Origin of the sequence: Micromonospora haikouensis (genome assembly GCF_900091595.1) — a bacterium.
GTDB lineage: Bacteria > Actinomycetota > Actinomycetes > Mycobacteriales > Micromonosporaceae > Micromonospora > Micromonospora haikouensis.
Window position 1 is genome coordinate 49,673 of sequence record NZ_FMCW01000024.1, and the last position, 26,933, is coordinate 76,605.

Genomic DNA, 26,933 nt, shown 5'->3' on the forward strand with positions numbered 1-26,933 from the left:
GTTGGTGTCGGCCACCATGTCCTCGAAGCCGGTGCCCGGAAGCCTGAGAGGCGCGGCGGTCGGCGAGCGTCGACAGCCGGCCGAGAGTGTCACGGCAGCAGCGACTTCTCCGTTTCCACCGCCACCCGCGCCGGTTCGGTCCGCTCCCGGCGTGCGGCGCCGATGCAGAGCAGCAGGCCCACGATGCACAGCACAGCGTTACCGATCGAGAATCCGCTGAACGCCGGGCCGAGGCCGGCGGACGGGATCACGGCGCCCACGCCGAGGCTGGCGACCGTCGTGCCCAGGTAACACAGGATAAAGAAGATCGACACGGCGGCGCCCCGCGTCGGTGCGGGCTGGTGGACCGCGATGACCTGCGTGGCGCCCTGCAGGGCAAGGCCCTGACCGATGCCGATGAGCACGGTGGCGACCAGCATGATCCAGATGCTGGCCAGGGCCGCGGTGAGGCCGAGTGCCGCGGAACCCACCAGCAGCCAGGCCAGACCTTGTCCGGTGACGAACATGTCGCTGCGGTTGATCCGCAGTGCTCCGAAGATGGCCGACAACACGAAGCACATCGACACGGCCGCGCCCTCGACCAAGCCGTTCTCGATCATGACGACGCGGTGAATGACGACGGTGCCGAGCGAGGCCAGCAGGCCACCGGCGACGAACGCGCCGAAACCGGCAAGGAGGGCGCCCGGCGATGCGAAGCCGCGGAACATGTTCGTGAGCACGCTGCGCAGCTGAAGCGGCTCGTCCGCGGTGCTGGTGGCCGCAGGCGTCCGCATGAACGGCATGACCGCCAGCGTGACGACGATCTGGATGACCCAGACCAGCCTGCCATCCCAGGGGGCGATCTGCAGCAGCAGACCGCTCCAGATCGGCCCCGCCGCCAGGCCCACCGCGTTGGCGGAGGTGGTGGCCCGGCCGACGAGTTTGCTTGACTGCGACAGGTCAAGCTGCGCCAGGACGACAGGCACCACTCCGGTGAAAACGCCCAGAACGACGCCTTGCAACAGGTGTCCGACGTAAAGTTCCCATGGCGAAGCGGCCACCAGAAAAAGAACGTCGGCGACGATGGAAAGGCCGCACGCGTATATGAGAACCGACCGGTACCCGGCGACAACGGGCATCAGCACCAAGCCGATCATGACGCCGGCGACGTATGTCGCGAACAGCAGACTGACGGTTGCTGAACTGATGCCCATTGTCGACTGGTAGAGCGGGTAAAGCGGAGCCGGTAATCCGCTCGGCATGTGGAGCAGGGCAAGCCCGGCGGCAAGTACGAGGGCGGCTCGCGTGGACGTTCTGTGGTCGGTCAAGGCAGGCCCTTTCGCATCCGTGCAGGCCAACGCGGGATCATCGCTGGGCAGGGATCCTGCGGCGACAACAGTCGTAAACCCTAGCACAGCGGACACTGCGCCTGACCGTCCGCAAGGGACTACCGATGCCCCTCCGTATTCAGCCAGCACCCCTCCAGCGCGCTACGGCAGCCACATTCAGCATCGTCTTCGAGAGCGGCGACCGTGGCACGAACCGCAGCCTCCACGCGCGCCACATTGTCATTGAAGTACGCGACAACGTCGCGATGGCGGACCGGGGGGTCGCCGCTCTCCGGTGCCAGGTCCTCCGAAATTACGCCGTAGTCGGTGCAGAAGGACAGATTCACGTAACAAAGTTCCATTTCACGGGCGACGGTCGCTTCGGTCGACTGTGTCATGTTGATGACATCGGCGCCCCAGGAGTTGTAGAGGCGGCTTTCTGCCTTCGTCTGGAACTTCGGGCCATTGATGATCAGCGCGGTGGCTTTGGGGTGCACCACCTCCGGGCTGTCGCTGAGCGCTTCGATCGCCTGCGCACGCAGTCGGCCGCAGTACGGGTCTGCCAGGTCGGCATGCGCGCCGTTGGCCCGGTCGAAAATGGTCCAGTCCCGGCCCCACGTCAAATCGATGAACTGGTCGATGAGGAGGAAGTGGCCCTTGCTCACGTGCTCCGACAGGCTGCCCACGACGTTGAATCCGAGGATCTGACGTGCGCCGAGCTCCTTGAGTGCCGCCACGTTCGCCGGGTACGGAACGCGATGCGGCAGGTACTCGTGGTGCAGTCCGTGCCGGGGGATGAATCCGATTCGCTTGCCTCCCCAGGTGGCCAGAGTCACCGGCGCACTCGGTTCTCCGTAGGGTGTCTCGACGATCCGTTCGCCCGTGGACTCGAAGAACTTGTAGAAGCCCGTTCCGCCGATGATTCCTAGGTCGATCACGTGCCATGCTCCCTCGGATAGTGGATCCTGCTTGATGACACCGCACCCTGGCCGTGCTTGGTGGCCAGGCTGGTCCTCCTCCGTTGTCAGGTCACGCCCGGCCGATGGCGAAGGCCTGGCCCGTCGCTGCGGTCTCCTGCTCGGCGCGGAACCACCGCACGGTGTCGGCGAGCCCTTGCCGTAGGGGCCGAGGCCGGAAGTCGATGACTCCGCCCAAGACGTCGACGTCCGGGAGACGACTCTCGGTGCCCGCGCTCTCGGCGGGGACCGAGACGATCCTTTCCGGCGCGTCGAGCAGCTCGAAGACGAGTCTGGCCAGGTCCAGGCCCGACACTGCCTCGGCCGTTCCGATCGTCACCACATCGCGGTGACCTCGGCCGAGCAACTGCAGGGTCGCTCGTACCGCGTCGGTGACATACATGAACGTGCGTAGGTCCTTGCCGTCGCCGCGGACGTGGACGGTGCCGCCGCTGACGACCCGGGTCAGCAACTCGGGTATCTCCCGCGCGTTCCGGCCGAATCGATCACGCGGGCCGTACAGGTCGGTGTATCGCGGCAGCAGAATCTGCATGCCGTACTGCTTCTGGTGCAGCCCGGCCTGGAACTCGGAGAACCTCTTGGCGAGTGCGTAGCCGTCGTGGTTGTCGACTCTCGCGGCCGGCTCGTGTCGGACGTCTGCGGATCCCGCGATGCTGATGGTGGGAATCTCCGCATCCCGGGCGGCACCGAGTACGTGGGACGTGAGAAGGACGTTCGTCTCCAGGATGTGCGCCGCGTTGCGCTTCCTGAAGTCGGCGTTCCCCTCCAACCCGGCGCAATGGAAGACGGCGTCGAAGCGTGGCGCCGCCGTGCGGAGGAAGGCCCTGAGAACGGCGTCGTCCAGCAGGTTCAGTTGTACGATCCGCAGGTTGCCGCTGTTCGGCAGCCGGACGCGCCGCCTCGGGTCCGTATCACGCGTCGTCGCCGACACGTGCGCGCCCTGCGCCAGCAACTCCTCGACGAAGTGCGAGCCCAGGAAGCCCAGACCGCCGGTGACCAGAACGTGTCTTCCTAGCCATGGACCTTCCATCGAGCCTCTCCATCGCGTGAGTGCGTCGGCATCCCTGAGATCGACACTTGTTCATCGGATGGGCATCGTCGTCGCTGCCGGATCGCTTTCCAGCGGGCGTCCCTCGAGATAACCGGCTGACGTCTGCACCCGCACGTCCACGCGGGCGCGATACTCGGGCAGACTCCGCGCGCCCACATAGCTGAGCGTGGAACGCAGACCGGCAGTGATCTCGTCGAGTACGTCCTCGGCGCCCGGCCGGTCCGGACGCAGATACGCCTTCGCATCGGATACGCCTTCCTCGAACACCAGCCGCCGGGCCCGCTCCGCGGGCAACAGCGTGGCGAACCGGTTGGCAGCCGCCCGGCGCGAGGCCATCCCGAAGTTCTCCTTGAATCCGCGCCCGGCGGCGTCGCGGCGCAACTGTCCGGGCGACTCGTGCGTGGCCGCGAACATCGATCCGATCATGACGTTGGAGGCGCCCGCTGCGATCGCCAGCGCCACGTCGCGAGGATGGCGGCAACCACCGTCGGACCACACGTGCGCGCTGATCTCCCGGGCGGCTCGCGCGCACTCGAGCACGGCGCTGAACTGCGGGCGTCCGACGCCGGTCATCATTCGCGTGGTGCACATGGCCCCCGGCCCGATGCCCACCTTGACGATGTCTGCGCCGGCTTGCACCAGGTCACGGACACCCTCGGCGGTCACCACGTTCCCCGCCACCAGCACGACTTCCGGCGCCAGTTGGCTCAGCATCTCGCGGACGGCGCTGACCGCCTCGATCATCCGTTCCTGGTGACCGTGCGCGGTGTCCAACACCAGCACATCGGCGCCGGCATCGATGAGACGCTTGGTGCGCAGCCCCGGATCTCCGTTGAGGCCCAGGGCGGCGCCCACCCGCAGGCGACCCTGTCGGTCGAGGGCCGGCTGATACAACATCGACCGCAGCGCCTGGCGAGCGGTCAGCACACCGGCGAGCGCCCCGGCCGTGTCGACGATCACCGCCAGTTCGGCGTCGGCTTCGTCCAGGGCGGTCAGTGCCCGGGCCGGGTCGATGTCTTCGGTCTGGAGAAGCGGCGCAGACATGATCTGTTCGGCAGTGTGTCGTGGATCGGCTGCCGCGAGTGCCGCCGCCGTCACGACGCCCACCGCACGGTTGCCTTCGACGACCACGACGGCCTGGTGCGCCCGAAGGTCCATGTGGGCCGCGATGGCCGACGCCGGTCGGTCGGGCGGTACGGTCACCGGCGTGTCGAACCGGACGTGCCGGCTCTTCACCCAGCGGATGGCGTCGCAGACAGCCTCGTCCGGGAGATCTTGGGGGAGGATCGCCAAGGCGCCACGACGCGCCAGCGTTTCGGCCATCCGTCGCCCCGACACCGCATTCATGTTCGCGGCCACGATGGGGACGTGGGTCCCGGTGCCGTCGTCGGTACGCAGGTCGACCGAGTGCCGCGAGTGCACAGCCGATCGCGCCGGCATGATGAAGGCGTCCGCGAACGTCAGCTCGCGATCCGGCAGAAACCGTTGCTGATCCATGGCGGCCCGTCAGCTCCTCACCAGGTCGGCCAGGCGCGAGCGCACCGGCTCGGCACAAGCGGCGCCGGCCAGGCCCGCCGACCAGGCCGCCGCCGCGCTCAGCCCGAGCCCGGCGGCAAGATCGTGCTCGCGTCGCAGGTCGGTGTTGAACATCGCGGGGTCGTCGGTGCCCACGGTGCAGCGCGCCCCCGCGGCGAGCAGCCGTGGCAACGGATGCGCCGCCAGCTCCGGCACAGCTCCGGTACGCAGGTTCGACGTCGGGCAGACGTCCAGCACGATGCCCCGCTCGACGACCTCTGCAAGCAGATCGGGGTCGCGCCAGGCGCCGATGCCGTGCCGGATCCGGCGCGGCCCATACGGCAGGACTTCCCGGACAGACTCCGCGTCGTCGTTCTCGCCGGCGTGGGGCAGGAAGGTGAGACCGGCATCAGCAGCGAATTTCAACGCCCTGTCGTACCCGGCGAGTGGCGCCGCCGCAGGCCTGCCCCCGACGCCCAGCCCCACGACGCCCCGGTCCGCATAGGCGGTGGCGATCCGGGCGCACTCCTCGGCGAGGGATACGTCGATGCCTCGGTAGAACTCGGGAGTGAGTCGGACGGTCACGCCGAAGCGATCCTCGGCCTCCGCGACGCCCTCGCAGTAGCCGGTGAACATCTCGTGCCAGTCCACCCCACGCTGGGCGCGTTCGGCCGGTGAGAAGATCGCCTCGACGTAGACGCCGCCCTGCTCCGCGACCTGACCGATGTAGTCGACGGTGATCCGCCGGAAGTCGTCCGCGGTGCGCAGGCAGTTGGTGGTGGTGATCCAGGTGGTGATGAAGTCCTTCAGGCTGGTGAAACGGTAAAGTGGGGCCAGCCCGTCGACGGTGTCCGCAGGCAGTCGGATGTCGTTGTTTCGCGCCACTTCGAGCAGCGTGGCCGGCCGTACGGTTCCTTCCAGGTGGACATGCAGCTCCATCATCGGCAGCGTGTTCGAAGGGCTGAGGGCGCTACCTTCCACCATCGAAGGTCCTTCCTGGAAAGGCTCTCAGCGCTTGCTCGGTGTGGCTCACACCGACTCCTCGAACGCTGGCACGACACCCACGACCGTGGGCTCGTCCGCACGGGCCAGCCGCCGGTTCAGCGTGCCCACGGACGGGTCGAGCAGTTGACCCACCGCGTCGATCAGGGTCTCGACGATGGGGACACCCAACTCCTGGAAATGCTCGCGGGCGTGCAACGCGTCCTCACCCGGGTGGTAGAGCAGACAGTGGGCACCGCATGCCTGAGCCGCGCGGGCGTCGTCCACGCTGTCGCCGATCACGACGGCGCGATCCGCCCTGATGCCCTGGCGGTCCAGATGCTCGGCCAGGTGTGGGGCCTTACGGGTGAGGACACCGATGGTCCCGTCGACCCTGGTGAAGAACTCCGAGATGCCGGTTCTCTCGATCAGGGGGACGAGCCGGTCGTGCGGGTGCATGGACAGCAGTGACTGGCTGCGGTTGGCGGTGCGCCACAGCGACATCGCATCGATGGAGTCGTGGGTCAGCATGATGTTGTCCCGGTACCGCTGATAGGCCGCCTGGAAGCACTCGTCCAGTTGGGCTTGCTCCTCGTCGGACAGGACGCGTCCGGCCAGCCGGTTGTAGAACACGGGGATCGGCTGCGTGTGCTCGCGCTGATAGTCCGCGACGGTTATGGGCGGCATGCCGCACATGGCGAACGCTTGGATGGTCGCGTCGATCAGCGCGCGGCTGTCTCCGAAGATGGTGCCGTTCCAGTCCCAAACAATGTGTTCGACAAATGAGTTGACCATGTCATCCTCTCGCCTCAGGCAGGCCTCGCCGGACAGCGACAACGGCGTCCAGCAGATGAGCCACGCCGTCATGATCGTTTCCAGGGATGATCATGTCGGCGACGTCCACTATGCGGCGGTCCGCGTTCCCTACCGCCACCGCTATGCCCGAACGATCCAGCATCGGCAGGTCGTTGGGCATGTCACCGATCGTAGCGACGGCCGTGGTCGGAAGACCGGCGGCGGCCGCGATGGCGTCGACAGCCTCTCCTTTCGTCGCGTGAATGTCCGAGATTTCGAGAAATCGCTGCGTGGAGTACGTCACCAGATATTCGTCGCCCAGAGCTGCGGACACAGCGGGAGCGAGCGTTTCCGCGGACAATTGGGCATGAGCTGCCAACACCTTGAGCATTCCGCCATCGCTCAGCGCGTCGGACACCGATCCGGCGCACACCTGGCTGCTCCATTCGTGTGCGAGGTCGGCCGGAAACCCGGGATCCAGGAACAGCCGGCTCTCGTCCACCGCACCGAGCACCAGCTCCGGGAACCAGAGGTGCAGGTGCCGGGCCACTTCGGCCGCCCGCTCCCCGTCGAGGACCCGGCGATGCAGCACCCGGCCGTCAGGGTCCAGCACGATCGCGCCGTTGCTTGCCGCGACGTATCCGTGCAGGCCCGCCGAGCTCAGCAGGTCTCGGGTGTCGGCCAGGGGACGGCCGGTCACGAAGGCCAGCTGTATGCCCTCATCGCGTGCCCGCCGCACGGCCGCGCCGACCCGTGCGGTCACCTCACCCCTCCCGTTCAGCATCGTGCCGTCCAGGTCCATCGCCACCAGATCGACTCCGCGCAACGCCGTGGCCGGATCGGCCGTGACCGCGGGACCGAATGGCGGCCGGATACGCATCCACAGGGGGCATCCGGTGATCCGTAGCGAGCTGAGACTGTCACCGGACCACACGACCTCGACCTGGACGGTGCCGACCAGCCTCGTCGTCACCCGGTCCGGCGCCAGCGGCAACCAGAGCCAGCCATCGTCGTAGGCCGGTCCACCTCGCGCGGCCGGGTTTCGGACGTGCACGTCGGCAAGCGCGTCCGGGGCGTCGAGCAGGTCGATCGCGCTGAACCGGTCGCCGGCGAACGACACCATGACGCGGCTCGTGAACGATGCTCTCTGCTGCCGGCCGTTCGGCGGAGTGGGCCAGTCGAGCCCGGCCGTGCCCGTCCTCGGATTCCAGTACCCACGTACCTCCGGCTCGGGCACACCGAGAGGTCCCGGAGTCGTCTGCGCGGACGAATGTGTCTCTGCTCGGTTGGCCACCGGATGCTCCTCCTTGCAGGCCCACGGATGTGGGCGTTCCACTCGTCTGCTAAACCGACTGCAGGCGATCCAGACCGGCGACGACCGGAGGACCGAGTGACGCCGGTCGTAACTCGATCTCACCAACCGCGACGTCTGACGGGTTCAGGACGAGGTCGCGAACGACCTTGGCCACCGAAACCGTCGACATCTTCATCGGGGATCGGTCGCCGTCCTCGTTCGCGATCGCTCCGGGGCTGACCAGCGAGGTCCGGACGCCGTACGGGCGTTCCTCCAGCAACAAGACCTCACACAGCGCCTTGAGCGCGGCTTTGGTGGCGCAATACGACAGCCCGCTTTCGAAGAACCGGGTGCCCGCGTGACTGCCCATCAGCACGATGGAGCCTTGCGACCGGCGCAACAGGGGCAGCGTCTGCTGGACCGTCGCCACGATCGACGTCAGGTTCACCGTCAGTGCAGCGTTCCAGCGCTGCATGTCGATGTCGGCGACCGGGGCGAAGTAGCGATCCACCGCGTTGGTCACCAGCGCGTCGAGTCGATCGACCCGCTGGAGGACCTCGGTGATCGCCGCGCTGAGTTCTGCCGGCTCGGACAGATCGCAGATGATCTCCGTGGGGCTGCCGGACGGATTTCGGTTGAGCTCCCAGACCTGCATCCCGGCCTCGGCGAGCTCGGCCGCGATCGCCCGGCCGGTGCCCCGGTTGGCGCCCGTCACCAGAGCCACCCGCTCCGGCGATCGGTCCGGCTGTTCGTCAACCCTCGCGTACATGGCCGAGCAAGACCTCCCACCTGGTGACGAGTTCCTCCTCGGTGGCGCCCTGGCGGAACAGGTCCTTGTCCAGCGCCCGACCAGCTTCATCGCGCAACCGCATGCAGTCGGGGGACACCTCCGAGATGATCACGGCACTGCCGTCCGCCGCGGAGGCGACGACAAGGCAGAAGTCCCACAGATCGAGCGGTGACAGCCAGTCGCGAAGGACCTCGTTGCAGCGCAGGGCGACGTCGTGGAAACGGTCCACCGGCACGCCGCAGGCGCGCAGGTAGTCCTCCGCGATCGGCTGATCCTCCGGGTCGATGCGGAAGTCGTACTTGACCACGGGGGGCACGAAGCGGTGTCCCTCGGCGAACAGCCCCGGATACTTCCGGGTCGTCGAGCCGGTGGCCACGTTCTTGACGATGACCTCGAACGGTGGCGCCGGCACATAGTCGGCGACGTAGGTGATCGCGTCGAGCCGGCCCCGGTACGCCGTCCGTACCCCGACCCGGGCCAGCCGCCCGGCGGCCAGCTCGTAGAAATCCAGTCGCTGGCGGCCGGTCTCCTGGAACATCTCGTCGCGGTCGTGGGTGAAACTGCGCAGGCTCGGGATCAGCTCCACGACGCAGGTGCCGTCGCCGAGCAGCCACAGCCGCTTGCTGCGCCCCTCGACATCCGGTGGCCGTGACTTGATCGCCAGATCGGGCTGCTGTACCGCCTTTGTCTTCACGCGTTCCTCCTTGGCGTTGACGTCAGCGCAGCTGCAGGGCGTCCTCGTCGATCCGGGCCGTGTCCGGGTTCGCCCGCCAGGGCTGCGGCAGGTGCGACACGTCGCCCAGACGGTGCAGCGTGGAGCCCGTCGGCCGGACGGTCAGCCACGACACCGAGGCCACCGACACACCCGCGATGTCGCGGTAACGTGACGGCGGGATTCCGAGGAAGAAGGCCAGCACCAGGCGCACCGGCGCCTTGTGCGTCACCACCGCGACCGCCGAGCGACCGTGCATGGCATCGCGCACCGCGGCGACGGCGCGGGCCAGCACGTCGAGCCCGGATTCGCCGTCCGGCGGCGAGAAGTATGCCGGGTCCAGCTCCCAGCGCTCGTGCTCGGCCGGCACGGGCACATCACTCGGGAGCAGGTTCTCCCAGGTGCCGAAGTGCAGCTCACGGAGCCGATCGTCGACCACGACCCGCTGGCCGTGCTTCTCGGCGATCATCCGCGCGGTGTGCCGGGCGCGCTGCGCCGGGCTGCTGACAACGGCTTCGATTCCGTGCAGGGCCGGATGGTTTCCGATCGCCTCGGCCATCTGCTCACCAACCGGAGTCAGCGCGCTGTCGTGGCTGCCGCAGAAGCGGCCGGCGAGCGTGCAAGGGGTCTGCCCGTGACGGATCAGGATCAGCCGGCATCCCCGGCCGTCCGGCTCGGCGCGTTGGTCAGCCGGCATGGGGGTCTCCGGACGATCCGTCCGCGGCACCGAGGTGGATGCCCATCGCTCGGGCCAGCGCAGCCGCGACGTACTCGTCGCACTCCGGGGGCAGCTCGCGCAGGCCGGCCTGCCAGCTGGTCGCCTCCTTGACCGACAGGCACAGGGCGAGTACCTGGCTGGCAAAGGTGACGTCCATGACCTCACTGACATTGCCGCGGCCGGCAGCCAGGTTGGCGATGTTGCCACCGCCGATGAGGTACACGCGCCGCCCGTCGGCCAGGGTCAGCACCTCCGAACCGGGATGCGCTGCCGGCATTCGATGCCGTGTCATCCGGTCGAGCGCGGCGAGATCGATCTCGTACGGCAGGTGGCCGCCGTTGGCCAGGACGGCGCCACTCTTGAGCAGGCTGAGGTGCTCCTCGCGCAAGACCCCGGCCGTCCCGGTGACCGTGCAGAAGAGATCGCCGACCCGTGCGGCGTCCGCCATCGGCAGCACCTCGAACCCGTCGAGGACGGCCATCAGCGCGCGGGTGGGCCGCACCTCGGTCACCACCACCCGAGCGCCCAGCCCGCGGGCCTTGGCGGCGACGCCGGCGCCGACCCGGCCGTACCCGGCGACCACGAACACCTTGCCGGCCAGCATCCGCCCGCTGGCGGCCATGATGGTCTCGAGCAGGGACTGCGCGGTGCCGTGCGGGTTGTCGATGACGTCCTTGCCGAACGACTCGTCGCTCTTGATGACCGGGAACCGGATCGGCGTGCGACGGGCCAGGCGATCCAGCTCCGCCAGGCCGTCGGGCGTCTTCTCGGTCGCCAGCACGGGCGCCGGCAGGCCAGCCATGGTGTCGTGCAGGGCGCTGATGATCATGGCGCCCTCGTCGAGGACCATGGTCGGGCCGTCCTGCCAGGTGAGCAGGACCTCTTCGACACCCTTGCGCAGGTCAGCCTCGCTCATTCCACGCGACCCCACCACCCGGATGCCGCGTTCCCGCAGCAGCGCCGCGACCTGCTCGTCGGTGGTGCTCGTGCTCGACGCGCACCAGGCCACCTCGGCGCCAAGAGCAATGAGCGTGTCGACCTGCACCGCCGTTTCGACAGTCACATGACCACACAGGGCGAGCCGCTCGCCGACCAGTGGCTTGGCGACCCGGTAGTCCTCACGGATGCGGGCCAGCACGACCATCTGCTCGGTCGCCTGGGCGAGTCGCGTCGCCGTCGAATCTGCTGTCATGCGGATTTGTCCTCTCCCACGCCGCGAGTCGTGCCGGCCGGCTGGTCCGATCCGTCGAAACGCACGCCCATGGCCGCCAGCTTGCGGCGGGCCACGTCCTCGTCCTGAGCAGCGTCCACGTCCTGCACGCCGGCGGCGTACCGGTCGGGTCGGCCGCCCAGACCGAGGGTCACCAGGGCCTGGTTCGCGAAGGTGACGTCCATGACCTCGCTCGGATTGCCCTCAGCGGCGTCCAGGTTGACCAGCCCTCCGCCTGAGAGCAGGTCCAGGTAACGGCCGTCGTCCAGCCGGTGGCGGCGTACATGCGGTCGCACCTGCTCCGTCGACACGGTCCGCGCCTGAAGGTCGGCCAGGTTGATCTCCGCCGTGGAGTGGCCGGTGTTGCAGAGAACCGCGCCGGACGGCAGCAGATCGAGATGCTCCGCAGTGACCACGTCAGGGCGGCCGGTCGCGGTGCAGACGATGTCGGCGGTCCGCGCCGCCGACTCCAGCGGCAACACTTCGAACCCGGCCAGCCGGGCTCGTACGGCGGTCTTCGCCGACCGGCACACCACGACGACCCGGGCGCCCATGCCACGGGCGCGTAGCGCGACGCCTCGGCCAACATGGCCGAAGCCGCAGACCACGAAACGTTTCCCGGCCAGGAACATGCCGGTGGCGCGGAGAATGCCGTCCAGCGTCGACTGCCCGGTGCCGTAGGTGTTGTCCACCTCCCACTTGGTCACCACGTCGTTGACCGAGACGACAGGGAAGGGGAAGTCGATCGTCGCGCCCAGCTCGCGGACGCGGCGTGAACCCTCGGATGTCTTCTCGGTGGCACCGCGCAACTGCGGATGCCGGTCCAGCGAGGCAGCGGCCATTTCGATCAGGTGCGCCCCGTTGTCGAGGATCATAGTGGGTCCATCGCTGAACGCGCCGAACGCCTCGGCCGCGGCCTCACCGACCTCGGCGGTGGTCATTCCGCGCCGGCCGAAGACCCGCACCCCCTCGACCGCGAGAGCGGCGGCGACCTCGTCCTGCGTGGAGACCTCGTCCCCACCGGTCCACGCGACCTCGGCTCCGCTGGCCACCAGCAACTGCACCAGAACGCCGGTCTCCTTGGTCAGGTGCACGCAGCCCACCAGGCGGTGGCCGGCGAGCGGACGCGACTCGGCGGCCTCCCGCTGAATGCCGTCGAGCAACGGCATCTGGCTGCGGGCCAGGGCCAGCGCCGCCCGGCCGCGCTGGACCAGGTCCTCGTCCGGGTCGGACACGAGCCAGCTCACGTCCGGGCTCCCGTCAAGGCGTGCTGGCAGGCACAGTCGAACTCGGCCGGCAGCGCACCGACGATGCGCCGGACCATGTCGACGACCCGCTCCGAGTCGGCGCTGAAAGCGGCCAGGACGCCGGCGTGCGAAACGGCCTCCGCCTCTTCACCGTCGGCCACCTCGGCCGCGGCCACGTCGTAGTCGGTGATGTAGGAGAGATTCATGTAGCAGAGCTGGAGCTCGCGTGCCAGCACGACCTCCGGGTACTGGGTCATGTTGACCAGATGCCAGCCCTGCGTGCTGAACCACCGGCTCTCCGCGGCGGTGGAGAACCGAGGTCCCTCGATCACGACCACCGTGCCGCTCGGGTGCACCGTCGCTTCCGCCCCCTCCAGCGCCTGTGCCGAGAGCTGTCGCATGCGAGGGCAGTAGGGCGTGGCCGAGCTGATGTGCGCGGCCTGGCTCCCGGCGAAGAACGTGTCCTTGCGTCGCCGGGTACGGTCCACGAACTGGTCGACGAGCACGAAGTCGCCCTTGCGGTACGAGCGCTGCAGGCTGCCCACCGTGTTGAAGGCAACTACCTGCCGGATGCCGAGCTCCTGCAGCGCCCACAGGTTGGCCTGGTAAGGCACGTCCGACGGCAGGAAGTCATGGTTACGCCCGTGTCGAGGAAGGAAGGCGACGCTCCGCCCTTCCACCTTGGCGATGGTGATGGGGGCGCTGGGCTTACCGAAGGGAGTGTCGATGACGATCTCGTCGGCGCTGTCGAGGAACTGGTAGAAACCGGTTCCACCGATCAGCGCGATCTGGGCCGTCGTCTCGGCTCTGGACATGGGATCTCCATTCTTCGGTGTGCCGGCCGGTGCCGGCCGGGCACATGCGGGAACGAAAGACTCAAGGAGCGAGGAACTCTCCGACGGAAGCGGTGAGCTGGGCGATCAGGCGGTCGTTGCGCGGACCGGGCGACAGCTCGCCGTAGACCCGGACGCCGGCCTCGGTCGTGGATCGCCGCAGCAGCATCCATTGGTCGTCGTGGAAGCGGAACTTGACGCCGTCGAGTTCCGTGACCGCAAGCCCGGGGTCAGCCAGGCCGACGCCGTCGAGGGCCCGGAGCCCGGCCTCGTGCAGCAACTGCCCGTCGCCGGTCCCGGCCACCCGGAACTCGAACCACCGCGGCCGCCCCACCTCGTCGCGAAGCGCGTCCACCAGATCGCCGAGAGAGCCGCCGGTGGTGTTGAGGTGGTCGGCCAGCAGCGCGACCGCCACGAAAGGGTCCCGATCTATGCCGTGCTCGGCGAAGGCCAGGTCACCGACGCTGCCACCGGCCGCCGCCGCCTTGCCCTCCGCCAGCAGAGGGGAGAGGAACTTGAACCCGATCGGAGTCTCGTGCACCCCACGGCCCTGGCGGCGAGCGACCTTGTGGACGGCCATCCCGGTGGAGACCGTGACGGCGACGTCGTCCGCGCGATCGCTGCGACGCGCAGGGCCGTGGGCATCCAGCAGCAGAGCCAGCAGCTCGTGCGGTTGAACGCAACGACCACGTTCGTCGATGACGAAGATCCGGTCGCCGTCGCCGTCGAGCACGATCGCCAGATCGGCGCCGACGTCACGGACCATGCTCTCGGCCCGACGGCGGGTGCCGGCCCAGGTGGGGTCCGGCACCAGCCCGCCGAACTCCGGATCGGGCGTCCCGCCGAGCAGCCGCACCTGCCAGCCGAGTCGCCGGCACAGTTCGGCCATCGGCTGGCCCGCGATACCGCCCACCCCGTCCACCACGACCGAGCGCCGCCCGCCCACCGAGCCAGGAAGCTCGGTGAGCAGGCAGGCGACGTGGTCGTTCACCCAGCCAGCGCTGGGTTCGGGGGCCGGCAACCTGGTCAAGTGCGAAACAGCAACGGGTGCCGGCTCGGCGAGCATCTGCTCGACATGACGCTCCACCGCTGCGGGCAACGACCGGCCCGGCGCGACCTTCACCTTGATCCCGTTGTAGCGGGCCGGGTTATGGCTCGCCGTCACGAGGAAGGCCACGTCGGCCTGGCCCTGACGCAACGCCGCCGAGGCAATCGGGGTCGGCAGATGCGGTACGAGCCGGACCTGCACACCGCCCATCTCGGACGCGGCGGCCGCCACCGCCGCCGCGCACGCCTCGCCGCCCCGCCGCCCGTCGTAGGTCACCAGGACCGTCCTCGTCGGCCGGGTCAGTGCCAACGCCCGCACGACGCAGCGCGTCACGAGCGCGGCGAAGTCGGGGGTGAAGGTCTCGTCGACGACGCCGCGCCAGCCGTCAGCACTGGATTTGGTCGGTATCGATCCGGTCACTGTTCACACCGTTCTTGTCAGGTGCCGACGCGCCAGTCCGTGAGGTACTGCTGCTGACCCGCGCTCAGCTCGTCGATCTGGATGCCGTATGCGCGCAGCTTGGCGCTCGCCACGTCGTTCTCGATCGAGCGCGGGATCGGCACGATGCCCGGTTCGAGGCGTGCGGCGTTCTCGATCAGGTATTGCACGCCGAGGGCCTGGGTGGCGAAGGTCATGTCCATCACCTCGGCCGGATGTGCCTCCGCCGCGGACTGGCCGACCAGCCGGCCCTCGGCGAGCAGGATCACTCCGCGACCGTTCGACAGCTTGTACTCGACACAGTTCGGCCGCAGTTCCCGACGCGCGGTCGCATTCGCCTGCAGCTCAGACACGGCGATCTCGACGTCGAAGTGGCCGGAGTTGCAGACCACCGCGCCGTCCTTCATCTGCTGCAGGTGCGCGTACGTGATGGCATCCCGGTTGCCGGTGACCGTGACGAAGATGTCGCCTACTGCGGCGGCCTGGTCCATCGTCATGACGTCCAAGCCGTCGAGCTTGGCCTCCAGCGCCCGGATCGGATCGACCTCAGTCACTACCACCTTCGCCCCCATGCCCCGGGCCCGCATCGCCACGCCGCGTCCGCACCAGCCGTAACCGACCACCACGAACACCGACCCGGCGAGCAGCACGTTCGTCGCGCGCAGGATGCCGTCGATGGTGTTCTGCCCGGTGCCGTAGCGGTTGTCGAACAAATGCTTGGTCGCCGCGTCGTTGGTCGGGAGCACTGGATAACGGAGCGCGCCGTCGGTGGCCATGTTGCGGATGCGCAGAACCCCGGTCGAGGTCACCTCGGTGCCGCCGATGATCTCGTCGAGCAGCTGCGGGTAGTCGTTGTGAATCGTCGTGGTCAGGTCGGCGCCGTCGTCGACGACGATGGTCGGCCGGATCGCGAGAACGCCCTGCACCTGCTGGTAGAAGGTCTCACGGTCGCAGCCGTAGATGGCGAAGACCTCGGCGCCGATGTCGCGCTGGATGGTGGCCGCGACGTCATCCTTCGTGGACAGCGGGTTCGAAGCGCAGAGTGCCAGCTCGGCTCCGCCGGCCACCAGGGCACGGCACATGTTGGCCGTCTCCGTGGTGACGTGCAGGCAGGCGGCGATCCGCTGACCGATGAAGGGCTTCGATTCGCTGAACCTCTCGACCAGCGCGGAAAGGACCGGCATGCGCCGTGCGGCGAAATCGACCTTCAGTTGCCCAACGTCGGCGAGGGAGAGGTCGCGGACCATACTCATAGCGTTTCCTTTCGTCTTTCTTTGAACTGGTGCCGTGCATCGGTGGCGATCGTAGCTGCCGGCACCGTTCGAGGATCTGGCGCCACCCCGGTGGTCAACTCCGCGAGAGATGCGTGGCGTGCGCGGGCCCCGACCGCGCTAACCGCGACTGCGCCTCCGACGTTTCCGCTGCGTAGGCGCATTAGCGGGGGCAGGCCCGCCAGGACGGACAACAGGTAGGCGGCGGCAAATGCATCACCCGCGCCAGTGGGGTCCACCGCCTGAACCGGTTCGGCCGGGGCATGCCACTCCTGATCGCCCCGGCGAAGTAGAGACCCCTCGCGTCCCAGGGTGAGCACCACGTCGCCGCCCGGCCGACCCGGTGACGCCGAACCCAGCCGGCCGGTGATCTGACGATGCTCGTCCCGATTCAGCAGGAGCACATCGCAGTGTGGGGCGATCTCGGCCACGATGTCGTCTCCGCAGTAAATCCCCCCGGGACACCAGCACAGCAGTGGAGGCCGGGGCTGGCGGGCGACCGTTTCGACGGTTTCCCGCAGCGCCTCCCGGCTCGGATCAAACATCACTACGGCGTCGATCGGCGCGGTGAGGGCGTCGCGGACCTTCGCCGCGGAAAGCAGGTCGTTCGCGCCCCGGTGCATCAACATGTAGTGCTTCTCCGAGAAGACCGGGATGATCACTCGGCCGGTGGGCGCGCTGGTGTAGCGGTGTACGGCTGAGACGCCGATGTCCCGGCTGCGCAGATCACTGAGCACGCTGTCGCCCTCGGGATCCGTGCCGATCGCCGCGGCCACGTCGACCCGGATGCCGAGCGCGGCGAGAGCCGACGCGCAGTTGCCGGCGTGGCCGCCGGGCGCGGTCACGATGGACGGCACGACCACCGCGCCGTCGTCGTCGGGCTCTCGGTCGCTCTGGACGATCAGGTCGACGTTCAGTGAGCCGACGACGAGGACGCGGCTGCCATTGGCCGCGCGGCGCAGCGCGGAGCGGTATTCCGACGAGCCGCCGGGCGGCAGCGGAGAATCGGTCACGACTCGCCCTCCACTATCGCGATGCCGCTGATCTCGACGACGCAACCGGTCTCGGCCAGCGCGGCTACCTCCACTAGAACGCTCGCCGGGGGTGGGTCCGCCAGCACCTCGTTCCGTACGGCCGAGACCGCGGGAAAGTCGCGACGTACGTCGGTCAGATAGATGGTCACGCTCACGAGATCGGCGAGGGAGCCGCCGGCAGCGGCCAGCACCTGCTCGATACGGCCGAACACGACTCGCGCCTGCTCCCTGGCGTTTTCGGGCGACAGCACGTTGCCGTGATCGTCGGTCGCCACCTGGCCACTGATGAAGACAAGGCCGGCGCCGCTCGATGCGGCCACCCGGATGCCGGGCGAGTATCGACCGATCGGCTTGGAGTGGCCCTCCGGAAGAAGAACCGTCTTCTGCGATGTCACGCGCCTGTCCTCTCCGGGAAGGGACCGAAGGTCGATGTCATGGAGGAGAGCTGGATCTCCCGCACTTCCACACCGGCTGGAAGGCGGAAGACGCCGGCTATCACGGCGGCGACCTCGGCGGCCGTGAGCGCGCCGTCGCGTGTGCCCGGTGCCGCTACCGCGTACGAACCCTGGAAGTGCGTGTCGACTCGGCTGGGCATCAGCCGGCAGATGCGCACCCCGTGCTCCCGCGTCTCGCGCCGAGTGACCTCAAGGAGCGCGGCGAGTCCCGACTTGGATGCCGCATATGCCGCCCGCTCCGCGAACGGATAGCACACCGAGTCGGACAGCAGGCCGACGACCAGTGCGCCACGCACCGCGGTCAGCAGTGGCAAGACGGTCTTGAGGACGTGGAAACTGCCGTCCAGATTCGTCCGCACGGTGCGATCCCAGTCCGCCGGCTCCAGGTCGCTCAGCGCGGTCCACGTGCCCTGGCCCGCATTGAGGACGAGGCCGTCGAGGCGATCGAGGCCGGCAAGGGACTCTTGTGCCGCCCGAGCCACCGCGGCCCGGTCGGCGACGTCGACGACCGACGTGCGCACCGGCACTCCTTGCTCGGCCACCTCGTCGGCCACCTTGGCGAGGTCGTCGCCGGACCGGGCCCAGAGCACCGGCGCGTACCCGTCCGCGGCGAGCGCCAGAGCGGTGGCCCGGCCGATCCCTCGGCTGGCGCCGGTGATCAAAACCGATCGATGCGCCTCAGGCATGAGCGTCCTCCGGAACACCGCGTTCGCTCCGGCCGGGGCGGACTTCGGTGCGGCGCGCCACCGGCTCGATTAGCTCGGGTCGCAGGTCGGCCAGCAGCGCGTACGCCAGGTCCACTGACTTGAGCGAGATCTGGATGTCCCCGCCGACCGAGCAGATCCGGTCGTCGCGGACCAACCCGTGGGCCGCCTGCTTCGCGCCGAGCGCCAGGAGTTGCTGACGCTTGGCGGAATGCACGGCGAGGACGCGACCCTCCGCCAGTCCGGCGCCGGCCAGGACGAGCGCCCCGGAACACACGGAATACAGCCGAGTCCCACCGTCGTACGCCATGCGCAGCGTCCGGCGCAGACGGTCGTCGTCACGGGTCGCCGCGGCTCCGCGACCACCAGGTACGACGACCGCCTGCGCCCGCGTCACTGCGGACACGTCCTCCTGAACCCGAAAGGTCACACCGCCGGAGCCTCGAACCTCGTCGTTCGAGGCAGCGATGACGACCCGTACCGGTGCGAGGCCCTGCTCCTGGGCGACGAGCCCGGCCTTGCCGAGAATCGCGTACGCACCGAAAAGGTCGAGCTCGTCCACGCCGGGGTAGGCAAGAACCGCGAGGACAGTGCCCGCCGAAAGGTCAGGAGGCGTGTGGGTCATCGTGCCGACGCCGCCGGGACGATGTCCTCCGACTCCAGCCGGTCCAGCTGCCGGAACCCTTCCTCGACGTCCTCCGCGGTGTACGAGGTGTGTCCACCGGCCGGCGACTTGAGAATGCGGACTGCGGCCGGCGGGAAGCCCGAGATGCCGAGCCGGCTGCTGGCGGCTGCGATCCGCACCAGGTCGATGATCACGCCGGCCGCGTTGCTGGAGTCCTGCACCTTCAGCTTCAGATCGAGCGAGACCGGCGTGCCCGCCCAGCCCAGGCCCTCGATGTTGAGCATCGCGACCTTGTTGTCCTTCAGGTGCGGAACGAAGCCCGCCGAAGGGATCACCTCGACGTTGGAGGTGTCCACGCCTTCCTGGGCCAGGGCATTGAGCTTGGACTGCCGCTTGCTCGCTCCGCGCTCCCGCAGGTTGCGGAAGTCCTCGTTGCCCCCGAAGTTCAGCTGGTAGGAGCTGGAGAGGGTCAGACCCCGCTCGCTGAGCAGGCCGAGCAGCGCCCGGTGCACCACCGAGGTGCCGAGGTGGCTGGCCAGATCGTCACCGACCAGGGGAACCTTGGCGTCCTGGAACGCGGCGAGCATCTCGGGCGAGCGGGCAACCACCTCCGGTGTGCAGTTGACAAAGGCGACGTTGGCCTCCAACGCCGCGCGGGCGTACCCGTCGGCCGCCCACTGCAGGCCGGTCGGCAGCGAGTAGAGCAGCACCTCGGCACGGCTGTTACGCAGTTCGTCCACGGTGGCGCGGAACGCCGCCGAGCCGGGTTCCGCGTCCTCGGGAGTGGCCAGACCGGCCTGTACGGTGAAGCCCACCTCCGGCAGCTCGACGTCCAGCCGGGGATAGTTGTTCGGCTCGGCGAGAACCGCCTCGGTGAACGACCGCCCGAGCTTGTTGGGATGGACGTCGAAGGCGGCGACGAATGCCAGGTCGCTCACCGCGATCCCACCCACTCGGGCCCTCTTGATACCAGGGAATTCGGCTTCGTCGACCCCGTCGCGATACATCTTCCGGTACAGCTCGGCACCCTGGAAAAGTGCGGAAATGTTGTTGCCTACGCCTGCGACGGCCAGCCGGATGTCCTCAGCCATCACTCCACCACCAATCGAATAGCAATTGAGGCACGGCGGGGCTAGCGCGCATGCCTGCGAGATCATGGTTGTGACGCTCTTAAGGAGCCTTCTTCGTGAACGCGCCCGGGGCACGTGGAAGAAATGCGATCTCGATTACGGGCGTTCGGTCTTGCGAAAGCGTCGTACCGCTTCGTCCATAAGACTTTGAGCGCGTGTGCCGTCTGCGAAAGTGGGCGCGCCGATCAACTCGTCTCTATTGGAGAAGAATAGCTTGTAGATATTCATCGGGTCGGCGGGAAAGTCCTCCACCTGTGGATCGGAATCCGGCTTGAAGATGTGCAGCCGGCCAGACCCGTCGTCGGGATCGAGACTTGCGCTGACACCTGCCCGACTGCCGTGGATCTCTACTCGTAACTGACGGTGGACCGAGACCCGGGACGTGAAGACGCGAGCCGGAATTCCGGACGCCGAGGACAGCCAGACGTCCGCGATGTCTTCCGCTCCCCCGTCCAGGGACTGGTCCTGATGCAGCCGGCGGGCGAAGGTGATCGACGAGCGGGCGTCATCGACGACCCACTCCTCGCCGAGCAGCCAGCGCAGCGCATCGAAGAGGTGAACTCCCTGGTCAGAGAGGGTGCCGGCGCCTGCGGAACGACCGTCGTGGCGCCATGGCCACGGCGTCTTGGTCTGCCCGAGGAAGCTGTGATGGAATTCCAGGCTCACCTGCCGGACGCGGCCGAAGAGACCGTCCCGCTGCAACTGCCCGATCCGGCGAAGAGCGCGGTTCGCGCGCCACTGGAAGGTGACAAAGGCGTCCGCTTGGCGCCGCTCGGCATGCTGAGCGAGCCGATTCGCCGTGTCGACGTCCGCTGCCAACGGCTTGTCGGAGATTGCAGTCAATCCGGCGTCGAGGCCGGCCACGAGAAGTTCATTGTGCGTTTCCGGAGGTGTTACCACGCAAACGGCGTCGACGTCCCCACTGCGCAGGACGGACAAGGGGTCGGGATCAATGCGCGGGATGTTGAATTGCTGAGCGATGCGAGCTGCCTTGGCCTTGTCCTCGCGGTAGCAGAGGACCGTGACCGCCATGCCCGGTATATCGGTAATCCACCTGACGTGCTGTTCCCCGAATCCGGTGCCCACGACAGCGAAACGCACGTTACCACCTCCCCGTAGAAGTGTTCGATCGCGCCCTGCGTCAGAACGGCGCCATGACGGCGCGGTGATGTGGCGCGGTGATATGGCGCGGCGATCACTGGGATCGAAGTCTAGGCGACGCTCTGCGATTCCGCAACCACTGATTGCCATCAACCAATTGATCAACTTGAAATCGACTGCGGAAGTGGGGCATGACCAGCGGCTCTGCTGATGAATGTGGATACTTTTGGTTGCTCGCCGTTCACGGACGTACGGTCTGCAGTAGAGAGTGAGCCCCCGGTGGCACCGTGAATGGGTCTCGTCGCCGGGCGGCCGTCCTGCCTCAATGGGGCGACTACCACAGCTGCTGGAAGGAGTCGGCTGATCATGGCTGACGTACGGGGGTCGCACAGGCGTGGCCCGCACCGAATAGCGTTGCCGCACAAGGGCGCGCTGGCATCCGGGGCTCGGCGCCTGCTCGCCGCCGCGGGCTACGACTGCGGCGTACCGGGTGAACGACTGCACTCGTTCGACCGGGCCAACGACACGGAGTTCCTTCACCTCCGGGCCCGGGACGTCCCGCGTCTCGTCGCCGAGGGTGTGCTGGATGCCGGCATCACCGGCCGCGACCTGGCGGCCGATGCGGACCGGCCGGTCGTCGAACTCCTGGCGCTGGGTTTCGGACACGCGCGCGTGCACTACGCCGCGCCCCCCGACTTCGGCACCGATGTCACCGGGCTCCAGGGTCGGCGAGTCGCCACCGCGCTGCCCCGGCTGACCGCCCGGGACCTGGCAGCGCGGGGGCTGAACGCGACCGTCGTGGAGATGAGCGGCGCCGTGGAACTGGCCGTACGCCTCGGCATCGCGGACGCCGTCGCGGATGTGGTGGACACCGGTCGTACCCTTGCCGCGCACAGCCTGGTGACGATCGGTTCCCCATTGATCCGCTCGGAGGCCGTGCTCGTCTGTGCGCCCGCAGCGGCGGCCACGCCGGCCACCTGGCTGCTCGCCGAGCGGATGCTGGCGTGCCTGCTCCCGGCCGCCCGATGAGGCGGCCGGGAGTCCTGCCGTCAGCTCGGCTGCTCGTGGTGGTCGTCGGGCTGCCAGGGCGGGGTGGAGACCGCTAGCAACCGAGCCCCCTGCTCGCCGGCCAGCACGCCGTGCCGTATCGGCGGTGGGATGGTCACGACCCCGCCGGTGGCCACGAGGTGCTCCACGCCGTCGAGCGTCACGGTGACCTCCCCATCGAGCACGATGTAGGTCTCTTCGGTGCGTTCGTGATGGTGGACGGCGATCCGGGCGCCAGGCGCCAGCGTCGAGCAGGCCAACGTGTGGTGCTGTTGGTACGCGGCGCACTGCGGGCCCGCCAGCTCCTGCAGGACGTGACCGCCGGCCTCGGCGGCATCCACCCGTTGGATCGCGCCGACGTGTGCCGGCCGGGGCGGCGGCGACAGATAGAGCTCGGCGATCCGCCGCTGCATCAGCGCCGGAAGCGGCCGGATCCCGGGAGGTTCGGCCGCCCACTCACCGGTCAGCAACCAGGCACAGCTCAATGCGGTCACGCCGGCGAACAGATCCCACAGGTCGTCACCGAAGGTGTTGTCGACTGTCAGGTTCACCGGGCTTCCGCCCCCGAGCACGACAACTGTCCGCTGTGGGCCCCGGTATTCGACGAGACCCGGCCGAAGCGGGTGCGCCATGCCGCGGTCGGCCAGGTGCGCGAGGTCGATCTCCTGAGGCGAGTGGCCGGCGTTGGCCACGATGGCCCCGTGGGGCAGCCGGTCCAGGACCGCGGCGCTGACCGAAGCCGGTCGTCCGGTGGCGGTCACGACGATCTCGGCCGTGTGCGCCGCGGCGAGTGCGGTGGGAACCGTCTCATGACCGTGCAGCCGCGCGTCCAGCGCTCGCGCCGGCTCCGGCTCCGCCACGGTCACCAGCGCGCCCAACCGGCGGGCCCGGTCGGCCACTCCCTTGCCCACCTCGCCGTACCCGAGAACCAGCACGCGGCGGCCCTCGATCGACAGCCCGGTCAGCCACGCGATGGCCGACCACACGCCGGCGGCGACGTGGAACCGGTGTTCCACCTTCTCCTTGAGCGGGATGCGCGCCCACTCGAGCATCGGCATGGGGACGTCAGGCAGCTTGCCCAGCCGCCACAACCCGGTGCTTGTCGACTCCACCGCGGCCAGCGGTGGCGTGCCCTCCTCGATCAGCGCCGCGGTGAGGTCTCCGCCGGTGTCGAAGACCAGCTCCGGCCGCAGCCGTACGGCCTGCTCAAGTTCGTCCTCGTCGGTGAGGACAGCGCACCCGGCCGCCCGCAGCCGTGCCACGACCTCGGGATCGGCCGTGTTCGGATCACAGCTCGCAATCGTCAGCTTGATGCCGGAGGCGGCCAGCCACTCGAACACCGGCATCGAATTGAGGGTGAGATGCCCGCGGTAGCAGAAGGTTCGGTCGGCACCCGGTCTGTCGCCCAGTTCGGCGATGACTCGGCTGGTGACCGGCATGGTGGTCCGCACCCAGTGGAGACGATCAGCAAAGCTCGTCGGCACGTTTGCTCTCCCCGTCAAACTCCGAAGACATCGGACAGAGCAACGATGGTTGCATGTCGTGCCGATTCCGACTGTCCCGCACGGGGCTCGCCCGGCAGCGGCCGGCAGAGTCCCCGGGCCCGAGCCGCATCCCCGCTGCCAGGTGATGCGACGGCGGGTGGCCTCTCCGGCCATCCGCGCAGCACCTGGCTGCGGAGCGGCCTACTGTGGCAGGCCGAGCAGCTGTTGAACGCCCCGCCGCGGGCGGTATCCGAAACTCTCAGCGGCGGCCGTCGAGTCGTGAACACGGTCCACCCGCTCGGGCAGAGCCCAGCCCCGGGCCCGAAACGCCGCGCCGGTCTCCGGCGCCCGCCGCGCCAGCACTGCGGCCGCGTCGCGATGAAGGTCCGGGCAGTCCGTACGCCGGAAGGGGTGAGGGCCGGAGATGTTGAACGTGCCCGTCACGGCGTGGTCCGCGGCCAGCAGGACGGCGTCGGCGACGTCGGCCACATCCACCGCCCGATGCAGCAGATGGACCGCACGCACCATGAGCGGCTCGGGAAAGCAGCGTGCGATCCGCAGGACCACCGACGGTAGGGGGCCGGTGGTGACCAGGCGCTCGGCCGCAAGCTTGGTCTCGTCGTAGATGTCGCGAGGACGCGGTGTGAGTAGTTCGTCGACCCACACGGTGTGGTCGGCGCAGCTGAGGGCATGCCCGTAGACGCTGGTGCTGCTGATGTACAGGGCGCGGCCGACGTCGGCCTCCATCGCGTCGGCGAGCAGGTCCGCGGTCAGGCCGATGTTCACCGCGCGGAACTCCTCGTCGGACCGGCTGCCCACGTGCGGAGCGTGCAGCGCCGCGGCGTGGACGAGCACACCTGCGTCGCCTACGGCGGCCCGTCGCACGCGAGGATCGCGGAGGTCGCCCACGATCTCGGTGTGCCGGCCCGGTATTCGGTCGGCGCCGCGAGCCGTCCATCCGGCGGCGCGGAAGGCCGCGACGACGGCTGCGCCGACCCGGCCGGAACTTCCGGTGACGATGGCCAGCTTTGCTGGGGTCCTCGCAGACACGTTCCATTCTTAGTGAACGGCGAGCGCCATTGCCGCTAAAGGCTGGAAATTGATCGGTGAAGATCATGCCATCGCCTGCTGGGCTATTTTCGTCGTGACGGCGCAGGTCACGGTAGGGTTGCGCCGCCCCGCTCGCCACGACCGCCGACGCGGCACAGCGCCCGCACCCCGGTCGACCGCCACCACCACCCGGCGGAGGCTGTCCGCGTGGCAGAAGAAGATCAACCGCGCCCACGCCCGCACCCGCGCCGCAATGCCAAGATTGACTTTCTGGCCGTCGGCGCCGGTCGTGACCCGGTCGGCTTCGGTGATGTTGATCGTGGCAGGTCGATGGAGTGCGTCGGTTCCGTCTGCAGAGGAGTGGATCGACCTGCAATTACGCCGAAAGGTATTGCATCATCATCAGGCGATTGACTAGCGTCCCCGTTTGCGACCGTCCACTTGCGGCGTAGCCCATCCGTGGCGGCGCCAAGTGCGACGTCATGGATACGAGTGGGGGACTTGATCCAGCGTGATCGCCGACGAACGCCCGAAACTGTCCGTGCCTGCCACGATCGCGGACATCTGGGAGAGGCTGTTGGGCAGCCGTCCCGAGCCCGGCAGCTCGTTCTTCGAGATGGGTGGCAGCTCGCTGACCGCGGTCCGGCTCCTGGCGCGGATCCGCCGCGAGCTCGGCGTCGAGCTCACGCTCACCGAGATCATCACGCACCCGCAGCTGGCCGCCATGGCCACCCTCGTCGAGACGCGCGGGGCCGTCGCAGACGCGCCCGCGGAGCCGGCCCCGGTGATCGCCGCCGCTGGCCGGCACCCCGTCAACGCCAACCAGGCTGCGCGCCTGATGCGGGCCCGGCGGGCGCTCGCCGCAGGCGGCGGCGGCTGGAACACCACCACCTCCGTCATCGCCGCGGGCTACCGCATCGAAGGGGACCTCGACCCGGCCGCGCTCTCGGCCGCGGTCGCCGCCGTCGCGCGCAGGCACGATGGGCTGCGCGCCGCGTTCTCACTCGACGATCTGACCCAATGGGTGGTTCCCGCCGCCGCCGTCGAGCTGGAGATCGTCGAAGCCGACGGCCCGCCGCTCGTCGAGCTGGCGACACTGCCGTTCGACCTGGGCTCGGGAGTGCTGGCCCGGTTTCTGCTGCGCCGCACCGGCCCCCGCGAACACGAGTTCTGGTTCGGCGTGGAGCATCTGGTCGCTGACCGACTGGCGGTGCGCATCCTGCTGGAGGAGATCTCCCAGGTCTACCGCGCCTGCGTCACTGGCGGCCCCCTGCCCGAGCTGTCCGAGCCCCTGCAGAACCAGGCGGTCGGGCACCTGGAGGAGCAGTTCTGCGCCTCGGCGGCGGGCCGTCGGGCGTACGACTGGTGGGCTCGGTCGGCGGGTGGGGGGCCGCTCTGGCGTGAGCTAAAGTATCCGGGGTCGCGGCAGCCGATCGGCGACGAGTGGGAGCACGGCGTCACGCACCAGGTCGAAGTCGACGCGGGCACGGTGGCGACGCTGGCCGCCAACGCCGGGCAGGACGGGGCGACCTGGCTGCTTGTCTCGCTCGCGGCGTTGACCGTTGCGGTGGCCGAGCGCACCGGCGCGGACCGGGTGCCGGTGCTGGTGCCGATCGGCAACCGCCAGCTGCCGGGCACGGAAAGCGTGGTGTCCTTCCTGACCACCAACCTCGCCCTGGAGGTGCCGGCCCTGCGCGAGGCCGAGCCGCCGGACGTGCTTAAGCAGGTGCGCGAGCTGCTGGTTGACGCGCTCACCCACGGGGCGTACCCGGCGCAGCGCCTGATCCGCGAGCTGACTCCACAGGACTGGGGCCATCCGCGCCGGCATCCGGTGCTCTACCTCGACCTCGACAGCACCGTGGCGTGCGATCTGGAGCTTGCCGGGTGCACGGTAGGTGATCTACCCGAGCCGGGCGGAGCGGTCGGCTGGGGGATCTGGATCTGGATGCGGGCCGCCGCCGAGGGCATGCGCTTCGAACTCAGACATCCCCGTGGCTACCTGCCGCCTCAGGAGAGCGCCGAGCTGGCGCAGGCCGTCCTGCGCGGCATCGTCCGCTTCGCGGATGCACTGAACTGATGGGAGCCGCGGGGTGAAGCAGGGTAGTCAACGGCACCG

General features: G+C 68.8%; 26 protein-coding genes. 3 read left to right on the forward strand and 23 right to left on the reverse strand.

The window, feature by feature from the left end:
- Nucleotides 1–89 precede the first annotated feature (89 nt).
- The 21 genes from GA0070558_RS23240 to GA0070558_RS23340 all read right to left on the reverse strand — a co-directional run bounded on the left by GA0070558_RS23240 (nucleotide 90) and on the right by GA0070558_RS23340 (nucleotide 21,236).
- Nucleotides 90–1,193: an MFS transporter gene (locus GA0070558_RS23240; protein ID WP_091283540.1), complete on the reverse strand. Its 1,104-nt coding sequence runs from the start codon at nucleotides 1,191–1,193 to the stop codon at nucleotides 90–92.
- Between the two features lie 233 nt (nucleotides 1,194–1,426).
- Entirely contained in the window at nucleotides 1,427–2,245 is an 819-nt protein-coding gene (locus GA0070558_RS23245) for an MTAP family purine nucleoside phosphorylase (protein WP_176734319.1), read from the reverse strand.
- Nucleotides 2,246–2,336: 91 nt separating this feature from the next.
- The gene (locus GA0070558_RS23250; RefSeq protein WP_091283544.1) at nucleotides 2,337–3,314 is read right to left on the reverse strand and encodes an NAD-dependent epimerase/dehydratase family protein; all 978 of its coding nucleotides are present in this window, start codon (nucleotides 3,312–3,314) and stop codon (nucleotides 2,337–2,339) included.
- Between the two features lie 51 nt (nucleotides 3,315–3,365).
- Nucleotides 3,366–4,832, reverse strand: a complete 1,467-nt coding sequence (locus tag GA0070558_RS23255; RefSeq protein ID WP_091283546.1) for a GuaB1 family IMP dehydrogenase-related protein — start codon at nucleotides 4,830–4,832, stop codon at nucleotides 3,366–3,368.
- A 9-nt stretch (nucleotides 4,833–4,841) separates the two neighbouring features.
- On the reverse strand, nucleotides 4,842–5,834 hold the full coding sequence (gene add / locus GA0070558_RS23260; protein ID WP_176734320.1) for an adenosine deaminase: 993 nt from the start codon (nucleotides 5,832–5,834) through the stop codon (nucleotides 4,842–4,844).
- A 45-nt stretch (nucleotides 5,835–5,879) separates the two neighbouring features.
- On the reverse strand, nucleotides 5,880–6,698 hold the full coding sequence (locus tag GA0070558_RS23265) for an HAD family hydrolase (protein WP_091283548.1): 819 nt from the start codon (nucleotides 6,696–6,698) through the stop codon (nucleotides 5,880–5,882).
- Nucleotides 6,628–7,749, reverse strand: a complete 1,122-nt coding sequence (locus GA0070558_RS23270) for an HAD-IIB family hydrolase (RefSeq protein WP_091283550.1) — start codon at nucleotides 7,747–7,749, stop codon at nucleotides 6,628–6,630. Before GA0070558_RS23270 ends, GA0070558_RS23265 begins: the two co-directional genes overlap by 71 nt.
- A gap of 220 nt (nucleotides 7,750–7,969) precedes the next feature.
- Complete coding sequence (locus GA0070558_RS23275) at nucleotides 7,970–8,635, reverse strand: SDR family oxidoreductase (protein WP_256092081.1); 666 nt, start codon at nucleotides 8,633–8,635, stop codon at nucleotides 7,970–7,972.
- Between the two features lie 37 nt (nucleotides 8,636–8,672).
- Nucleotides 8,673–9,404, reverse strand: coding sequence for a phosphoribosylaminoimidazolesuccinocarboxamide synthase (locus GA0070558_RS23280; RefSeq protein ID WP_256092082.1), 732 nt, complete (start codon nucleotides 9,402–9,404; stop codon nucleotides 8,673–8,675).
- Between the two features lie 22 nt (nucleotides 9,405–9,426).
- A complete protein-coding gene (locus GA0070558_RS23285) occupies nucleotides 9,427–10,119 on the reverse strand; it encodes a histidine phosphatase family protein (protein WP_091283554.1) in 693 nt (230 codons plus the stop codon).
- Nucleotides 10,109–11,332: an adenosylhomocysteinase gene (locus GA0070558_RS23290; protein WP_091283556.1), complete on the reverse strand. Its 1,224-nt coding sequence runs from the start codon at nucleotides 11,330–11,332 to the stop codon at nucleotides 10,109–10,111. The genes GA0070558_RS23285 and GA0070558_RS23290 overlap by 11 nt, the downstream gene beginning before the upstream one ends.
- Nucleotides 11,329–12,585, reverse strand: a complete 1,257-nt coding sequence (locus GA0070558_RS23295) for an adenosylhomocysteinase (protein WP_176734321.1) — start codon at nucleotides 12,583–12,585, stop codon at nucleotides 11,329–11,331. The genes GA0070558_RS23290 and GA0070558_RS23295 overlap by 4 nt, the downstream gene beginning before the upstream one ends.
- Nucleotides 12,586–12,593: 8 nt before the next feature.
- A complete protein-coding gene (locus GA0070558_RS23300; protein ID WP_091283560.1) occupies nucleotides 12,594–13,412 on the reverse strand; it encodes an S-methyl-5'-thioadenosine phosphorylase in 819 nt (272 codons plus the stop codon).
- 61 nt (nucleotides 13,413–13,473) lie between these two features.
- Nucleotides 13,474–14,898, reverse strand: coding sequence for a hypothetical protein (locus GA0070558_RS23305; protein ID WP_091283563.1), 1,425 nt, complete (start codon nucleotides 14,896–14,898; stop codon nucleotides 13,474–13,476).
- Nucleotides 14,899–14,915: 17 nt separating this feature from the next.
- Nucleotides 14,916–16,169 (reverse strand): adenosylhomocysteinase, encoded by a 1,254-nt coding sequence (gene ahcY, locus GA0070558_RS23310; RefSeq protein WP_091283565.1) that lies wholly within the window; start codon nucleotides 16,167–16,169, stop codon nucleotides 14,916–14,918.
- Nucleotides 16,166–17,200 carry a carbohydrate kinase family protein gene (locus tag GA0070558_RS23315; RefSeq protein WP_176734322.1) on the reverse strand — a complete coding sequence of 345 codons (1,035 nt, stop codon included), beginning with the start codon at nucleotides 17,198–17,200 and terminating at the stop codon, nucleotides 16,166–16,168. The genes ahcY and GA0070558_RS23315 overlap by 4 nt, the downstream gene beginning before the upstream one ends.
- The gene (locus GA0070558_RS23320; protein ID WP_091283568.1) at nucleotides 17,197–17,616 is read right to left on the reverse strand and encodes a RidA family protein; all 420 of its coding nucleotides are present in this window, start codon (nucleotides 17,614–17,616) and stop codon (nucleotides 17,197–17,199) included. Before GA0070558_RS23320 ends, GA0070558_RS23315 begins: the two co-directional genes overlap by 4 nt.
- Nucleotides 17,613–18,362: an SDR family oxidoreductase gene (locus GA0070558_RS23325; RefSeq protein ID WP_091283570.1), complete on the reverse strand. Its 750-nt coding sequence runs from the start codon at nucleotides 18,360–18,362 to the stop codon at nucleotides 17,613–17,615. The genes GA0070558_RS23320 and GA0070558_RS23325 overlap by 4 nt, the downstream gene beginning before the upstream one ends.
- The gene (locus GA0070558_RS23330; RefSeq protein ID WP_091283572.1) at nucleotides 18,355–19,005 is read right to left on the reverse strand and encodes a DJ-1/PfpI family protein; all 651 of its coding nucleotides are present in this window, start codon (nucleotides 19,003–19,005) and stop codon (nucleotides 18,355–18,357) included. The genes GA0070558_RS23325 and GA0070558_RS23330 overlap by 8 nt, the downstream gene beginning before the upstream one ends.
- Complete coding sequence (locus GA0070558_RS23335; protein ID WP_091283573.1) at nucleotides 19,002–20,096, reverse strand: myo-inositol-1-phosphate synthase; 1,095 nt, start codon at nucleotides 20,094–20,096, stop codon at nucleotides 19,002–19,004. Before GA0070558_RS23335 ends, GA0070558_RS23330 begins: the two co-directional genes overlap by 4 nt.
- Before the next feature lie 135 nt (nucleotides 20,097–20,231).
- A complete protein-coding gene (locus tag GA0070558_RS23340) occupies nucleotides 20,232–21,236 on the reverse strand; it encodes a Gfo/Idh/MocA family protein (RefSeq protein WP_176734324.1) in 1,005 nt (334 codons plus the stop codon).
- A gap of 366 nt (nucleotides 21,237–21,602) precedes the next feature.
- Between GA0070558_RS23340 and hisG the strand changes: the two genes are divergently transcribed.
- Nucleotides 21,603–22,265, forward strand: coding sequence for an ATP phosphoribosyltransferase (gene hisG / locus GA0070558_RS23345; protein ID WP_091283577.1), 663 nt, complete (start codon nucleotides 21,603–21,605; stop codon nucleotides 22,263–22,265).
- 20 nt (nucleotides 22,266–22,285) lie between these two features.
- Here hisG and GA0070558_RS23350 read toward each other — a convergent pair whose 3' ends face one another.
- Together GA0070558_RS23350 and GA0070558_RS23355 are read right to left on the reverse strand one after the other, a co-directional pair.
- Entirely contained in the window at nucleotides 22,286–23,767 is a 1,482-nt protein-coding gene (locus GA0070558_RS23350) for a cupin domain-containing protein (RefSeq protein WP_176734325.1), read from the reverse strand.
- 201 nt (nucleotides 23,768–23,968) lie between these two features.
- Entirely contained in the window at nucleotides 23,969–24,817 is an 849-nt protein-coding gene (locus tag GA0070558_RS23355) for an NAD-dependent epimerase/dehydratase family protein (protein WP_218107056.1), read from the reverse strand.
- A gap of 49 nt (nucleotides 24,818–24,866) precedes the next feature.
- Between GA0070558_RS23355 and GA0070558_RS32970 the strand changes: the two genes are divergently transcribed.
- Nucleotides 24,867–25,235, forward strand: a complete 369-nt coding sequence (locus tag GA0070558_RS32970) for a hypothetical protein (RefSeq protein WP_141722289.1) — start codon at nucleotides 24,867–24,869, stop codon at nucleotides 25,233–25,235.
- Between the two features lie 93 nt (nucleotides 25,236–25,328).
- Nucleotides 25,329–26,894 (forward strand): condensation domain-containing protein, encoded by a 1,566-nt coding sequence (locus GA0070558_RS23360; RefSeq protein WP_091283580.1) that lies wholly within the window; start codon nucleotides 25,329–25,331, stop codon nucleotides 26,892–26,894.
- The last annotated feature ends 39 nt before the right edge of the window (nucleotides 26,895–26,933 follow it).

Bases quoted from the DNA above. Each gene is read 5' to 3' on its own strand.
- GA0070558_RS23240 (WP_091283540.1), bottom strand. From the start codon at position 1,193: ATGGGCATCAGTTCAGCAACCGTCAGTCTGCTGTTCGCGACATACGTC.
- GA0070558_RS23250 (WP_091283544.1), bottom strand. From the start codon at position 3,314: ATGGAAGGTCCATGGCTAGGAAGACACGTTCTGGTCACCGGCGGTCTG.
- GA0070558_RS23255 (WP_091283546.1), bottom strand. From the start codon at position 4,832: ATGGATCAGCAACGGTTTCTGCCGGATCGCGAGCTGACGTTCGCGGAC.
- add (WP_176734320.1), bottom strand. From the start codon at position 5,834: ATGGTGGAAGGTAGCGCCCTCAGCCCTTCGAACACGCTGCCGATGATG.
- GA0070558_RS23265 (WP_091283548.1), bottom strand. From the start codon at position 6,698: ATGACGGCGTGGCTCATCTGCTGGACGCCGTTGTCGCTGTCCGGCGAG.
- GA0070558_RS23270 (WP_091283550.1), bottom strand. From the start codon at position 7,749: ATGGTGTCGTTCGCCGGCGACCGGTTCAGCGCGATCGACCTGCTCGAC.
- GA0070558_RS23285 (WP_091283554.1), bottom strand. From the start codon at position 10,119: ATGCCGGCTGACCAACGCGCCGAGCCGGACGGCCGGGGATGCCGGCTG.
- GA0070558_RS23290 (WP_091283556.1), bottom strand. From the start codon at position 11,332: ATGACAGCAGATTCGACGGCGACGCGACTCGCCCAGGCGACCGAGCAG.
- GA0070558_RS23300 (WP_091283560.1), bottom strand. From the start codon at position 13,412: ATGTCCAGAGCCGAGACGACGGCCCAGATCGCGCTGATCGGTGGAACC.
- ahcY (WP_091283565.1), bottom strand. From the start codon at position 16,169: ATGAGTATGGTCCGCGACCTCTCCCTCGCCGACGTTGGGCAACTGAAG.
- GA0070558_RS23325 (WP_091283570.1), bottom strand. From the start codon at position 18,362: ATGCCTGAGGCGCATCGATCGGTTTTGATCACCGGCGCCAGCCGAGGG.
- GA0070558_RS23330 (WP_091283572.1), bottom strand. From the start codon at position 19,005: ATGACCCACACGCCTCCTGACCTTTCGGCGGGCACTGTCCTCGCGGTT.
- GA0070558_RS23335 (WP_091283573.1), bottom strand. From the start codon at position 20,096: ATGGCTGAGGACATCCGGCTGGCCGTCGCAGGCGTAGGCAACAACATT.
- hisG (WP_091283577.1), top strand. From the start codon at position 21,603: ATGGCTGACGTACGGGGGTCGCACAGGCGTGGCCCGCACCGAATAGCG.